At 72.0% G+C, this 13,000-nt stretch carries 11 protein-coding genes and 1 tRNA gene; 6 read left to right on the top strand and 6 right to left on the bottom strand.

The features are described 5' to 3' along the window. Positions 1-134: 134 nt before the first annotated feature. The 5 genes from D1J60_RS17375 to D1J60_RS17355 form a co-directional block, all read right to left on the bottom strand. Positions 135-1,601, bottom strand: a complete 1,467-nt coding sequence (locus D1J60_RS17375) for a penicillin-binding protein 2 (protein WP_125821715.1) — start codon at positions 1,599-1,601, stop codon at positions 135-137. Beyond that, a complete protein-coding gene (locus D1J60_RS17370) occupies positions 1,598-3,022 on the bottom strand; it encodes an FtsW/RodA/SpoVE family cell cycle protein (RefSeq protein ID WP_125821714.1) in 1,425 nt (474 codons plus the stop codon). Before D1J60_RS17370 ends, D1J60_RS17375 begins: the two co-directional genes overlap by 4 nt. 31 nt (positions 3,023-3,053) lie before the next feature. Beyond that, the gene (locus tag D1J60_RS17365; RefSeq protein WP_185899397.1) at positions 3,054-4,511 is read right to left on the bottom strand and encodes a PP2C family serine/threonine-protein phosphatase; all 1,458 of its coding nucleotides are present in this window, start codon (positions 4,509-4,511) and stop codon (positions 3,054-3,056) included. A gap of 141 nt (positions 4,512-4,652) precedes the next feature. After that, a complete protein-coding gene (locus D1J60_RS17360) occupies positions 4,653-5,153 on the bottom strand; it encodes an FHA domain-containing protein (RefSeq protein ID WP_125595723.1) in 501 nt (166 codons plus the stop codon). A gap of 10 nt (positions 5,154-5,163) precedes the next feature. After that, on the bottom strand, positions 5,164-5,979 hold the full coding sequence (locus D1J60_RS17355; RefSeq protein ID WP_125821713.1) for a DUF3662 and FHA domain-containing protein: 816 nt from the start codon (positions 5,977-5,979) through the stop codon (positions 5,164-5,166). Between the two features lie 293 nt (positions 5,980-6,272). On the opposite strand from D1J60_RS17355, the gene D1J60_RS17350 reads away from it, so the two are divergent. From D1J60_RS17350 to D1J60_RS17325, 6 genes are all read left to right on the top strand, one after another. Continuing rightward, a tRNA-Leu gene (locus tag D1J60_RS17350) sits at positions 6,273-6,355 on the top strand. Positions 6,356-6,485: 130 nt separating this feature from the next. After that, on the top strand, positions 6,486-8,177 hold the full coding sequence (locus D1J60_RS17345) for a sensor histidine kinase (RefSeq protein ID WP_206436533.1): 1,692 nt from the start codon (positions 6,486-6,488) through the stop codon (positions 8,175-8,177). Positions 8,178-8,187: 10 nt separating this feature from the next. Next, positions 8,188-8,847, top strand: a complete 660-nt coding sequence (locus D1J60_RS17340; RefSeq protein WP_125595717.1) for a response regulator transcription factor — start codon at positions 8,188-8,190, stop codon at positions 8,845-8,847. Between the two features lie 69 nt (positions 8,848-8,916). Further along, positions 8,917-10,407, top strand: a complete 1,491-nt coding sequence (locus D1J60_RS17335; RefSeq protein WP_241253302.1) for a DUF2252 domain-containing protein — start codon at positions 8,917-8,919, stop codon at positions 10,405-10,407. Positions 10,408-10,585: 178 nt separating this feature from the next. Beyond that, positions 10,586-11,416, top strand: coding sequence for a J domain-containing protein (locus D1J60_RS17330; protein ID WP_125595714.1), 831 nt, complete (start codon positions 10,586-10,588; stop codon positions 11,414-11,416). A 75-nt stretch (positions 11,417-11,491) separates the two neighbouring features. Beyond that, complete coding sequence (locus D1J60_RS17325) at positions 11,492-11,836, top strand: rhodanese-like domain-containing protein (RefSeq protein ID WP_125821712.1); 345 nt, start codon at positions 11,492-11,494, stop codon at positions 11,834-11,836. 8 nt (positions 11,837-11,844) lie between these two features. Here the strand turns inward: D1J60_RS17325 and D1J60_RS17320 are convergent, their stop codons facing one another. Next, a complete protein-coding gene (locus tag D1J60_RS17320) occupies positions 11,845-12,987 on the bottom strand; it encodes an acyl-CoA dehydrogenase family protein (RefSeq protein ID WP_125821711.1) in 1,143 nt (380 codons plus the stop codon). Positions 12,988-13,000 lie beyond the last annotated feature (13 nt).

Below are 13,000 nucleotides of genomic sequence, written 5' to 3'. Positions count from 1 at the left end.
GTCCCGACCGCACCGGCGTGTGGTCCGGCGGTGTGCTGCTCGCGGCAAGGCTACCGGCCGATCGACGGTGATCGGTTCGTGACCACAGGCTGATATCGGACCGGTACCGAGCGCTCGGATCCTGTCTTCGGTACTCATCCCTTGTTCTTCAGGACGGCTTCCATGACGGCCTTCGCGACGGGTGCGGCCAGGCCGCCACCGCTGATGTCCTCCCGGTCGGCGGCGCTGTCCTCGATGACGACGGCGACGGCGACGGGCGAGCTGCCGTCGGGGAGCTCGGCGTAGGAGATGAACCAGGCGTAGGGGCGCTTGGCGTTCTTCTCGCCGTGCTGGGCGGTACCGGTCTTGCCGCCTACCTTGACGCCGCTGATCTGGGCCTTGGTTCCGGTGCCCTTCTCGACGACGTTCACCATCATCTGCTGGACCTTCTGCGCGTTCGCCGCGCTGAGGGGCTTGCTTATCTCGGAGGGCTCGTGCTTCTCGATCGTGTCGAGGCCGGGCGCGGTGAGCTGGTCGACCATGTACGGCTTCATCAGCTTGCCGTCGTTGGCGATGGCGGCGGTGACCATGGCCATCTGGAGCGGGGTGGCCGCGGTGTTGAACTGGCCGATGGAGCTCTGCGCGTTGCCGTCGCGGCCCATGGTCTTGTCGTAGACGCTGGCGAAGGCGCGGACCGGGGTGTCGATCTTGTCGTTGTTGAAGCCGAACTTCTGGGCCGTCTCGACCATCTTGTCGCGGCCGACCTTGTCGCCCAGGTTCGCGAAGACCGAGTTGCAGGAGACCTTGAGCGCGTCGTTCAGGCTCGCCTTCTCGCAGCCGGCGGCGTGGTTGACCATCGGGGTCTTGGTGCCGGGCAGGATGTACGGCTCGGGAGTGTCCGTGGGCGCGTTGATGTCGCTGACCACGCCGTTCTCCAGCGCGGCGGCGGCCGTGACCACCTTGAAGGTGGAGCCCGGCGGGTACGTCTCGCGCAGGGCGCGGTTGACGAGCTTCTTGTCCTCGGAGTCCTTGAGCTCGACCCAGGCCTTCTCGTCGGCCTTGGAGTTGCCGGCGAAGGTGGACGGGTCGTACGAGGGGGTGCTGACCAGGGCCAGGATGGCGCCGGTGCGGGGGTCGATCGCCGCGACCGCGCCCTTCTTGGTGCCGAGCTGGTCGAAGGCGGCCTTCTGGGCGGCGGGGTTCAGCGTGGTGATGACGTTGCCGCCGCGCTTCTTCTCCCCGGTGAACATGCCGATGGTGCGGTCGAAGAAGAGCCGGTCGTCGTTGCCGGTGAGGATGCCGTCCTCCAGGGACTCCAGCTGGGTGGAGCCGAAGGCCTGCGAGGCGTAGCCGGTGACGGGCGCCCACAGGGGGCCGTCGACGTAGGTCCGCTTGAACTTGTAGTCGCTGCCCGCGGTGACGGCGGACCCGGTGACCGGCTGGCCGCCCTGGACGATGATGTTGCCGCGCTCGGTGCCGTACTGGGCGATCTGGACCCGGCGGTTCTCCTTGCGCGTGCTGAGTTCCTCGGCCTGGACGTACTGCAGCCAGTTGGTCCGGATCAGCAGGGCGAGGACGAGCAGCCCGCAGAACAGCGAGATGCGGCGCAGGGGCTTGTTCATGACGGGCGGACCACCTGGGTCATCTCGGAGTCGGGGGACGGGGCGGGGGCCGGGGCAGGTCGGCGTGCGGTGTCGCTGATCCGGATGAGGATGGCGATGAGGACCCAGTTCGCCAGGACGGAGGAACCGCCCGAGGCGAGGAAGGGCATGGTCATGCCGGTGAGGGGGATGAGGCCCATGACTCCGCCGGCGACGACGAAGATCTGCAGGGCGAAGGCGCCGGAGAGGCCGATGGCGAACAGCTTGCCGAAGGGGTCGCGGGCGGCGAGGGCGGTGCGCACGCCCCGCTCGATGATCAGGCCGTAGAGCAGGAGGAAGGCCATGACACCGGTCAGGCCGAGCTCCTCGCCGACGGTGGAGAAGATGAAGTCGGAGTTGGCGGCGAAGCCGATCAGGTCCGAGTTGCCCTGGCCCCAGCCGGTGCCGAGCACCCCGCCGGAACCGAAGCTCATGATCGACTGGCCGACCTGCTCGCAGGCGCCGGACGTGGAGTAGCAGGCGAAGGGGTCGAGCCAGGCGGTGACGCGGGCCTTGACGTGGCTGGCCGTGGCGCCGACGACGGTGGCGCCGCCGACCGACATGAGCAGACCGATGACGATCCAGCTGGTCCGCTCGGTGGCCACGTACAGCATGATCACGAACATGCCGAAGAACAGCAGCGAGGTGCCGAGGTCGTTCTCGAAGACGAGGACGAGCAGGCTCATCGCCCAGATCATCAGGATCGGGCCGAGGTCGCGGCCGCGCGGCAGGTAGAGGCCCATGAAGCGGCGGCTGGCCAGGGCCAGGGCGTCGCGCTTCACCATCAGGTAGCCGGCGAAGAAGATCGCGATGACGATCTTCGCGAACTCACCCGGCTGGATGGAGAAGCCGCCGACGCTGATCCAGATCTTGGCGCCGAAGACGTCCGCGCCCAGACCCGGGATGACGGGCAGGATCAGCAGGACGAGGGCGCCGGCCATGGAGATGTACGTGAACCGCTGGAGCACGCGGTGGTCCTTGAGGACCAGCAGCACGACCGCGAACAGGGCGAGGGCCAGCCCCGTGTACATCATCTGGCGCGGTGCGGACTCCGAGAAGGTGCCGAAGCTGCGCTTGGCGAGGTTCTGCAGCCGCTCCGACTGGTCCAGGCGCCAGATCAGGACGACGCCGAGGCCGTTGAGCAGCGTGGCGATCGGCAGCAGCAGCGGGTCGGCGTACTTGGCGTACCGGCGGACGACGAGGTGGCCGATGCCCGCGAGCACGGCGAAGCCGAGTCCGTAGAGCAGCGTGCCCGGGGGCAGCTCGCCGTGGATGGACAGGCCCACGTTGGCGTAGGCGAAGATCGGGATGACCACGGCGAAGGCGAGCAGCAGGAGCTCGGTGTTCCGTCGGCTCGGCGCCTCGATGGCGCCGATGGTGGTCGTGTTGGTGACAACGCTCATGGTGTGGCAGGCCCCCTGTGCCCGCGTATGTCTACTGCTTTTCGCACTGGCCGACGACAGCCTGCTCCGCGGGAGTCAGGCTGGGGCCGGGCGTCTGGTTGCCCTGGGCTTCGGAAGCGCGGCGGGCCTCGTCCTGCTTGCAGGCGGAGACCTGGACCCCGAGCTCCTCGATCTTCTTGCGCGCACCGTCGAGGCTGCTCTCGCTGATCGTGGACTCGACCTGCTTGCGCTTGAAGGGCGGGAGGTACTTCAGTTCGATCTCGGGGTGGTCCGTCTCCACCTGCGAGAGGTGGATCCAGGCCAGGTTCTGGCTGAGGCCGCGGTACAGCGCGACGTGGTCACCCTTGACGCCGACGTAGTACTGCGTCTGCGTCCACCGGTGCGCCGCGTACAGGCCGCCGCCGACGACACCGGCCACGAGCAGCAGGATCAGCGTGCGCGTGGTCCACTTGCGCCCTTTGCCGCGCCGCTTGCGCGGGTGGTCGTAGGTGTCCTCGTACTTGCCGTCGGCGTCGTAGGGCTCGGGTTCGCCGAAGTTGCCCAGTGCGCCGCCCTGGCCCTGGTCGGGGTATCCGTAGCCGGGGGCTTCGCCGCTGCCGGGGGGGCCGAAGGAGCCCGCCGGCGGCGGGGCCTGGCGGCCGAGCCCGGAGGCCCGCCCGGCCGGCGTCTGCATGGCGTTGCCGTCGAAGAGCTGGTGCTGGTTCTCGGCGACCGCGCCGACGACCACCGGGGTGTCGTTCAGCTGGGCGGCCATGGTGTCGCCGCTGTCGGTGTCGAGGACGTCCGCGACGATGCAGGTGATGTTGTCCGGACCGCCGCCGCGCAGGGCGAGCTGGATCAGGGACTGCACCGTCTCGTGCGGGCCGTGGTAGTCGGCGAGGGTCTCCTCCAGGGTCTGGTGGGAGACCACGCCGGACAGGCCGTCGGAGCAGATCAGGTAGCGGTCGCCGGCCCGGACCTCGCGGATCGAGAGGTCGGGCTCCACGACGTCGCCGCTGCCGAGGGCCCGCATGAGGAGGGAACGCTGCGGATGGGTGGTCGCCTCCTCCTCGGTGATCCGGCCCTCGTCGACGAGGCGCTGCACCCAGGTGTGGTCCTGGGTGATCTGCGTGAGGACGCCGTCGCGGAGCAGGTAGGCGCGCGAGTCGCCGACGTGCACGAGACCGAGGCGCTGGCCGGTCCACAGCAGGGCGGTGAGCGTGGTGCCCATGCCCTCGAGCTGGGAGTCGTCCTCGACCATGACGCGCAGCTGGTCGTTGGCGCGCTGCACGGCGATGCCGAGGGCGGTGAGGATGTCGGAGCCGGGGACGTCGTCGTCGAGCTGGACGAGCGAGGAGATGACCTCGGAGCTGGCGACCTCGCCGGCTGCCTGGCCGCCCATGCCGTCGGCGACGGCGAGGAGCCGGGGACCGGCGTAGCCGGAGTCCTCGTTGCCCTCGCGGATCATCCCCTTGTGCGATCCGGCGGCGAAACGCAGGGACAGACTCATGCGCACCTGCCCTGTCGACGCCTCGGGGTACAACCGGTCTCGAGCCACACTGCCCACCCTCCGGTCGGGAGCGCGCTCGGGTCCGTGTCCCCGGTGGGACGGACCGCCGCGGCTCGCTCGCTCCGCTCGCTCATTCTCGTACTACTTCCGCAGCTCGATGACGGTCTTGCCGATGCGGATCGGGGCGCCCGGCGGAATGGGCGTCGGGGTGGTCAGCCGGGTCCGGTCGAGGTACGTGCCGTTCGTGGACCCGAGATCCTCGACGATCCACTGGCCGTCACGGTCGGGGTAGATCCTGGCATGCCTGCTGGAGGCGTAGTCGTCGTCCAGCACGATCGTGGAGTCGTGGGCGCGGCCCAGCGTGATCGTCTGGCCGGCGAGGGCGACCGTGGTGCCCGTGAGGGTGCCCTCGGAGACGACGAGCTTGGTCGGCGCGCCCCTGCGCTGACGCTGCTGGGGCGGCGCGGCCTGCCGTCCCGCCTGCTGCGCGGCTCCGCCGGCGGCGGCGCCGCGGCGCGATCCGCGCTGCGTGACGCGCGTACCGAAGAGGTCGCTGCGAATGACCTGAACGGCCACGATGACGAACAGCCACAGAACGGCCAGGAAACCCAACCGCATGACCGTCAGGGTCAGCTCTGACATTGCCCCCGCTTCACCCTTCGGCTTGCCGGTAAATGATGGTGGTGCTGCCCACGACGATCCGCGAGCCGTCGCGGAGCGTAGCGCGGGTGGTGTGCTGCCCGTCCACCACGATGCCGTTGGTGGACCCGAGATCCTGGATCGTCGGGGGTGTTCCGGTCCGGATCTCACAGTGCCGGCGGGAGACGCCGGGGTCGTCGATCCGCACATCGGCCTCGGTGCTGCGGCCGAGTACGAGTGTCGGGCGCGAGATCTGGTGGCGGGTGCCGTTGATCTCGATCCAGCGGCGCGTGGCCCCCGGGGCGCCGGGCGCCGCGGGCGCGCCGCCGGGGCGCGCGCCGGGTCCGCCCGGAGGCGGTCCGGGGGGCATGGGCGGGGCGCCGACCGGCGGGTAGCCGTATCCGCCCTGTCCGCCCTGCCCGCTCGGGGCGCCCTGGGGGGAGTCCTGGGAGGTGCTGGAGGCGAGGGTGCGACTGCGGACCCGGTAGAGGCCGGTGTCCAGGTCCTCGGCCTTCTCCAGGTGCACCTTGATGGGGCCCATGAAGCTGTAGCGCTGCTGCTTGGCGTAGTCGCGTACGAGGCCCGCGAGTTCGTCGCCGAGCTGACCGGAGTAGGGGCTCAGGCGCTCGTAGTCGCCGGCGCTGAGCTCCACGATGAAGTCGTTCGGTACGACGGTCCGCTCGCGGTTCCAGATCGTGGCGTTGTTGTCGCACTCGCGCTGGAGGGCGCCGGCGATCTCCACCGGCTGGACCTCGGACTTGAACACCTTGGCGAAGGTGCCGTTCACCAGACCTTCGAGGCGCTGCTCGAAACGCTTCAGGACTCCCATGGGGCACCTCCTCCGTCGTTGTCGCCCTGTACTGCTTACTGATCGTATCCACGCGTGGCGGATTCGGCTGGTTCCCCTTCGCTCCTGCGCGCAGGAGTGTTGGTGCTCACAAGGGATCGTAGGGGTGCGCCAGGGACAGTGTCCCGCACCCGGAGGGGACAGTGGGAGGGGCCGTGCCGGTCGTCGTCAGGGGGGCCGGTGAAAGCGATTTCAATCCGGCCCGTCCGACGTGTTAATGTTTCGACGTCGCCAGGGGAACGGCCCGAAAGGGAAGAACCACTGGGACGCTGCTCGGGCGAGTGGCGGAACGGCAGACGCGCTGGCTTCAGGTGCCAGTGTCCTTCGGGACGTGGGGGTTCAAATCCCCCCTCGCCCACATCGGGGAAGCCCCGATCCGGAATCCGGATCGGGGCTTCTCGCATGTCCGGTCCCGTACGACTTTCGTCGTGCGGGACGCGACGAAAGAGGACGGCGGGCGGGGCGGGCCGGTGTCTAGGGTCGGGCGTGTGGATGCCAAGGCGAGGACGCGTGCGGGCTGGGACTGGCTGAAGGGTCCCGAACCCTGGTCGCGGCGGATGCTGGCGGGGGACCTGACGAGCGCCGCCGTACTGGCGCTGCTCGGCGTCGGCGTGGACGAACTCAGCAACAGCTCCGGACTGAAGACGGGCCTCGGCGTCGTGGCCGTGGTGGCGCTGGTGCTGCTGCGCCGGAGGCTGCCGGCCACCACGCTGGTGGTGGGCGCGGCGGCCAGCGCGCTGCTGCCCGGGGTGTTCCTCGTGACGGTCGTGCTGGGCTGGTCCGCGGGCCGGCGGATCGTCGGCGTGGGGCGGGCGCTCGGCGCGTTCCTGCTGGCCTTCCTCGCGGAGGTCGGCCTCACCCTGGTCGACCAGTGGGCGCAGATGCGGCCGGTGCTGGTGGTCGTCTTCTCCACCCTGCTGTTCCTCGCGGCGACCGTGATGCCGGGTCTGGCCAGCCGCTACTGGCACCAGCGCCGGACCCTGCTGAGCGCGCTCCAGGAGCGCAACGACCGGCTGCTGCGCGAGCGGACGATGGTCGCCGGGCAGGCCCGGCTGCGGGAGCGGCAGCGGATCGCCCAGGACATGCACGACAGCCTGGGCCACCAGCTGGCGCTGATCTCGGTGCACACGGGGGCGCTGGAGGTGGACCCCGCGCTCACCGACCGCCAGCGCGAGGCGGTGGGGGTGCTGCGGCAGGCCTCGGTGGCCGCCATGCACGAGCTGCGCGAGGTCGTCGGGATCCTGCGCGACGGGGTGGAGGCGCCCGCGCCGGTGGAGGAGGCGCAGCCGGCCGCGCGGGGCGTGGCCGGGATCGCCGGGATCGTGGAGGCGGCGCGGGCCGCGGGGACCGACGTACGGCTGGGCACGGCGGGGCAGCCGCGGCCGCTGGTCGCGGCCTGCGACCACGCGGCGTACCGGATCGTGCAGGAGGCGCTGACCAACGCCTACAAGCACGCTCCGGGGTCGCCGATCACCGTGGAGCTGCGTTACGAGGACGACTCGCTGGTGGTGGAGATCGCCAACGGTCCGGCCACCGACCGGGTCCCGGGCGAGGTCGTGTCGGGCGGCCAGGGGCTGACCGGGCTGCGGGAGCGGGCCCGGCTGGTCGGCGGCATGGTGCACGCGGGGGCGACCGAGGACGGCGGGTTCCGGGTGGCGGGCGTGCTGCCGTACGGGACGGAGCCGGCCGGGCTGGTCGAGGACGTGGCGGACGACTTCGGGCAGCGCTCGCAGGCACGGGCGCTGGCGCTGAAGGGCGCGCCGCCGCTGGACTGGGCCGCGCTGGACCGCGAGCTGTCGGTGCCGGTGCGCACCCGGACCGGGGGCGTGGCGATGGGCTGCGGGATCGCCGTCGCGGCGGTGGTGCTGCTGATCATCGTGATGGGGGCCGCGGTGGTGATGCTCGTCGGCTCCGCGAACAAAGCGATGATCGGCAGGACGGAGTACGACGCGGTCCACGTGGGCGAGTCCGAGGAGGCGGTGCGGGGACGGCTGCCGAGCGGGGACAGCGTCCTGACGGCGGGCATGGACCGCAAGGGCCCGCCGCGGCCGGAGGGCTCGGACTGCCTGGCCCTGCTGTCCGGCGACGACTCGGAGTGGTCCGCCGACGACACCGTTTTCCGGTTCTGCTTCAAGGACGGCAAGCTCGTCGACAAGCAGGCGTACCAGGTCAAGCAGTAGGAGCGTGCGGGTGACAGCCAAGGTGATCAGAGTGGTGATCGCTGACGACGAGCCGCTGATCCGCGCGGGGATCAGGATGATCCTGACCTCGGCGCCGGACATCGAGGTCGTCGCCGAGGGAGCCAACGGCCGGGAGGCGGTCGAACTGGCCCTCTCGCACGCCCCGGACGTGGTCCTGCTGGACATCCAGATGCCGGTGATGGACGGGCTGACGGCGCTGGGCGAGCTGGGCCGGGCCGCGCCGGCGGTGCGGGCGCTGATCCTGACCACCTTCGGGGAGAAGGAGAACGTGCTGCGGGCGCTGAGCCAGGGCGGCGCGGGCTTCCTGCTGAAGGACTCGGCGCCGGGTGAGCTGATCGGCGCCGTCCGCGCGGCCGCGGCCGGTGACGCGTACCTCTCGCCCGGGGCGACCCGGCACGTGGTCGACCAGCTGGCCACGGGTCCGGCCGCGGGGCGCGGTGAGGAGGCCCGCCGGAGGGTCGCGGAGCTGAGCGAGCGGGAGCGGGGGGTGCTGGCGCTGCTGGGCGAGGGCTTGTCGAACGCGGACGCCGGGCGCAGGCTCCACATGAGCGAGGCGACCGTGAAGACGTACGTGAGCCGGATCCTCGCGAAGCTGGGCTGCGAGAACCGGGTTCAGGCGGCCCTGCTGGCCAGGGACGCCGGGCTGTAGGTACGGTCTGCCCGGACTTGATCGGCCACGAGGTGGCCGGTGTGGCGCGAACAGGGCGGGGCAGCGCGGATGGTGGCGATACCGGAGCAGTACGCGGCGGCGGGCGGGGCGGCCGGAGCGTCGGGCGGAGCGGGCGTGGTGGGCGTGGCGGTGGAGCCGGCCGCGGGGCGGGACGGCGGGCGGATCCCGCGCGTCGCGGGCTTCGCGCCGCGGAACGTCAGCGGCTCGCCCAGGGAAGCGGGTAAGGCGCTGCGGCTGCGCGTCCCGCGGGCGGCCCACGCGCGGTTCGAGGCGCCCGCCGGGCGGCCGGACGCGGTGCGCGCGGTGGAGGAGTCCAACGTGGGGCGGGTCGCCGAGCTGACCCCGATACGCGTGGGCCGGATGGCCGCGAACCCCTTCGCCTTCCTGCGCGGGGCGGCCGGGCTGATGGCGCACGACCTGTCCGGCGGTCCGGTGACCGGGGTGGGCGCGCAGATCTGCGGTGACGCCCACGCGGCCAACTTCGGCATCTACGGCGACGCGCGCGGCCGGCTCGTGATCGACCTGAACGACTTCGACGAGACCGTCTTCGGTCCGTGGGAGTGGGACGTGAAGCGGCTGGCGACCTCCCTGATCCTCGCCGGACGGGTGGCGGGCGCCTGCGAGGACACCTGCCTGGCGGCGGCCCGGGACGCGGTGGGCGCCTACCGGCGCACCATGCGGCTGCTGGCGAAGCTGCCCGCGCTCGACGCCTGGAACGCGATCGCGGACGAGGAGCTGGTTTCCCACACCGACGCCCGGGACCTGCTCGGGACGCTGGAGCGGGTCTCGGAGAAGGCCCGCAACAACACGTCCGCGAGGTTCGCCGCCAAGTCGACCGAGCTCCTCGCGGACGGCGGGCGCCGCTTCGTGGACGCGCTGCCGGTGCTGCGGCGGGTCGGGGACGGGGAGGCCGCGGCCGTGGCCGCCTCGCTGGGCCCGTACCTGGCGACCCTGTCGGGGGACCGGCTGCCGCTGCTGGCCCGGTACGCGATCCACGACGTGGCCTTCCGCGTCGTCGGTACCGGCAGCGTCGGCACCCGCTCGTACGTGGTGCTGCTGCTGGACCACCGGGGCGAGCCGCTGGTGCTCCAGGTGAAGGAGGCGCGGCCCTCGGTGCTGCTGCCGCACCTGCCCGGGCTGGGCTTCCACGCGCCGGAGGAGGAGCACGAGGGCCGCCGGGTGGTGGCCGGGCAGAAGCGGATGCAGGTGGTCTCCGACATCCTGCTGGGCTGGACCACCGTCGAGGGGCGCCCGTACCAGGTCCGGCAGTTCCGCAACCGCAAGGGCAGCGTGGATCCGGCGGCGCTGGCCGTGGACCAGCTCGACGACTACGGCCGGATGACCGGCGCCCTGCTGGCGCGTGCGCACGCGCACAGCGCCGATCCGCGGCTGCTGGCGGGGTACTGCGGCAAGAACGAGGAGCTGGACGAGGCGATGGCCGCGTTCGCCGTGGCGTACGCCGACCGGAGCGAGGCCGATCACGCGGATCTGGTGGCGGCGGTGCGCTCGGGACGTATCGCGGCGGAGTTCGGGGTCTGAGGGACCGGCCGGGCGGTCCGGGCGGTGGCTGGGGCGGCCCGGGCGGTGGCCGGGCCGTTCGGGCCGGCGCGTTTCACGCGGCCTGCGCGTTTCACGTGAAACATCCCCTACGTTTCACGTGAAACATCCCCTACGTTTCACGTGAAACATGGCCCGGGGCGGGCCGTAGGCTGGCCGGGTGAGCGAGCAGACCGAACCCACCGCCCCCGAAGAGTCCGCCGTCCCCGGTGACGAGCGGCCCGAGGCACGGCTGGAGCGCGCCGTGCGGGCCGCCGAGCAGGCGCTGATCGAGTTCGAGATCGCCGTGGAGACCTTCCGGGTGGAGGTCGAGAACTTCTCCCGGCTGCACCACCAGAAGCTCGGCCCGATGTACTCGCGCCTCGACGAGCTGGACGCCCTGATCGCGGAGGCGAAGGCGGCCCGCACCGGTGATCCGGAGGACCTGCGGCGGGCCCAGGAGGCCCGCTCGCTGGTCATGCCGATGCCCGGCGTGGAGGAGCTGTTCCACGACTGGCTGGACTCGGACGGGATCTCCGACGACGCCGCGGCGATGCTCACCGACCGGTCGGTGCAGCCGCCGCAGCGGGTGCGGCCCACCGAGGAGGTGCGGCGGCTGTACCGGGAGCTGGTCCGCAAGGCCCACCCCGACCTGGCGCAGGACGATGCCGAGCGCACGCGCCGCGACGCCTTCATCGCCCGGGTCAACGCCGCCTACGGGCGCGGTGAGGAGCGGCTGCTGCGCGAGCTCGCCGAGGAGTGGGAGGCCGGCCCGGCGCCCGAGGAGGCGGGGCCGAGCGAGAGCGAGGAGCTGTACGCCCGGCTGGAGTGGCTGGCCCAGCGCAAGGAGCTGCTCTCGCTGGTGGCGAAGGAGCTGGAGGACAGCGCGATCGGCGCCATGCTGCGGATGGCTCCGGACGACCCGGACCGGCTTCTGGAGGAGATCGCGGAGCAGCTGCTGGCGCAGGTCTCCGAGCGCGAGGCGGAGCTGGCGTCGTACACCGCCGGATGAGCCCGGCCCGGCCGCGCAGGCCGGGGCTTCGGATAGGTTGGCAGACCAGATCCGTGAAGAGAGAAGGCGACTGTTATGAACCTCGGACCGCTTCCCTCGGTGGACGCCGCCGCGGTGCCCGCCGAAGGCTTCGTCCTCGACGTCCGTGAGGACGACGAATGGGCGGCCGGGCACGTCGAGGGTGCGCTGCACGTCCCGATGAGCGACTTCGTGGCGCGCTTCGGCGAGGTCACCGAGGCGGTCGCGGACGGGCGTACCGCGTACGTGATGTGCCGGGTGGGCGGCCGTAGCGCGCAGGTCACCCAGTACCTGGTGCGCCAGGGCATCGAGGCCGTGAACATCGACGGCGGGATGCAGGCGTGGGAGCGGGCCGGGCGCCCGATGGTGACGGACACCGGGAACCCGGCCTTCGTGCTCTAGTCCACCGCTCAGGCCAGGGGGTGGGCGGCCAGCAGGTCGCCCAGTGCCTCCTCGTGCGCGGCGGCCGGGCCTAGCTGGAGTTCCAGCTGCTTGGCCCACGCGTGGTAGCGGTGCAGCGGGTAGTCGGTGTCCGCGCCGAAGCCGCCGTGCAGGTGCTGGGCGGTCTGCACGACCCGGCGTACGCCTTCGGAGGCCCAGATCTTGGCGACGGCGACGTCCCCGGCGCTGGGCAGCGGGCCGCCCGCCCCGCCGGTCGCGGCGTCGAGTCGCCAGGCGGCCTGCCAGAGGGTGGCCTCCATGGCGCGCAGGTCGATGTAGCGGTCGGCGGCCTGTACCGCGACGGCCTGGAAGGTCGCCACGGGGAAGCCGAACTGCTCCCGCTTGCCGGTGTACTGACTGGTCATGGTGAGGGCGGCCTCGCCGAGGCCGAGTGCGAGGGCGCAGGTGCCGGTGGCCAGCAGCTGGTGGAGCCGGTCCCAGGCGCCGGGGGCGTCGATCACGTGGGCGGCGGGTGCCCGTACCGCGTCGAGGGTGAGTTCGGCGAGCCGTTCGCCGCTGGTGGAGTACTGGTCGGCGAGCGTGAGGCCCGGGGTGAGCCGCGGCAGGAGGGCCAGGACGGCCTCGCCCCCGCCGCTGTGGGCGGGGACCGCGATCCAGTCGCAGCCGTGGGCCCAGGCCACGGAGGTCTGTACCCCGTCCAGGAGCCAGTCCGGGCCCTCGCGGCGTGCGGTGACGGCGAGTTCGGCGGGGTCGTGGCCGGTGCGGCCGTGCGCGGCCGCGGTGAGGACGACCGTGCCGTTCCCGGCGCCGGGCAGCAGGGCGGCGGTGAGTTCGGGGCTGCCGTGGGCCTGGACGGCCATGGCGGTGGCGCAGTGCTCCAGCAGCGGTACCCGGGCCAGTACCCGGGCCGCCTCGCGCAGCACCAGGCACAGGGCGATGGCGTCGAGGCCGGACCCGCCGTGCTCCTCCGCGAGGACGAGGCCCAGCAGGTCGGAGCCGGCGAGCCGGGCCCACAGCGGCCGGTCGAAGTCGTCCGCGACGGCTCCGGGCGTGAGCGCGGGGCTGGGGACGCCGTCGGGGGCCACGCCGGCGAAGACGGCCCGGGCGGCCTCGACGGCGGCCTGCTGTTCCTCGGTGAAGGTGAAGTCCACTGCCTGTCCTCCT

Origin of the sequence: Streptomyces sp. W1SF4 (genome assembly GCF_003950035.1) — a bacterium.
Classification (GTDB): domain Bacteria; phylum Actinomycetota; class Actinomycetes; order Streptomycetales; family Streptomycetaceae; genus Streptomyces; species Streptomyces racemochromogenes.
This window is presented reverse-complemented; position numbering and strand designations above follow the sequence as displayed.

What these genes read in the sequence shown, in the direction of transcription:
- D1J60_RS17360 (WP_125595723.1), bottom strand. Translation starts at nt 5,153, where the DNA reads ATGTCAGAGCTGACCCTGACGGTCATGCGGTTGGGTTTCCTGGCCGTT.
- D1J60_RS17370 (WP_125821714.1), bottom strand. Translation starts at nt 3,022, where the DNA reads ATGAGCGTTGTCACCAACACGACCACCATCGGCGCCATCGAGGCGCCG.
- D1J60_RS17325 (WP_125821712.1), top strand. Translation starts at nt 11,492, where the DNA reads ATGAACCTCGGACCGCTTCCCTCGGTGGACGCCGCCGCGGTGCCCGCC.
- D1J60_RS17335 (WP_241253302.1), top strand. Translation starts at nt 8,917, where the DNA reads ATGGTGGCGATACCGGAGCAGTACGCGGCGGCGGGCGGGGCGGCCGGA.
- D1J60_RS17355 (WP_125821713.1), bottom strand. Translation starts at nt 5,979, where the DNA reads ATGGGAGTCCTGAAGCGTTTCGAGCAGCGCCTCGAAGGTCTGGTGAAC.
- D1J60_RS17365 (WP_185899397.1), bottom strand. Translation starts at nt 4,511, where the DNA reads ATGAGTCTGTCCCTGCGTTTCGCCGCCGGATCGCACAAGGGGATGATC.
- D1J60_RS17375 (WP_125821715.1), bottom strand. Translation starts at nt 1,601, where the DNA reads ATGAACAAGCCCCTGCGCCGCATCTCGCTGTTCTGCGGGCTGCTCGTC.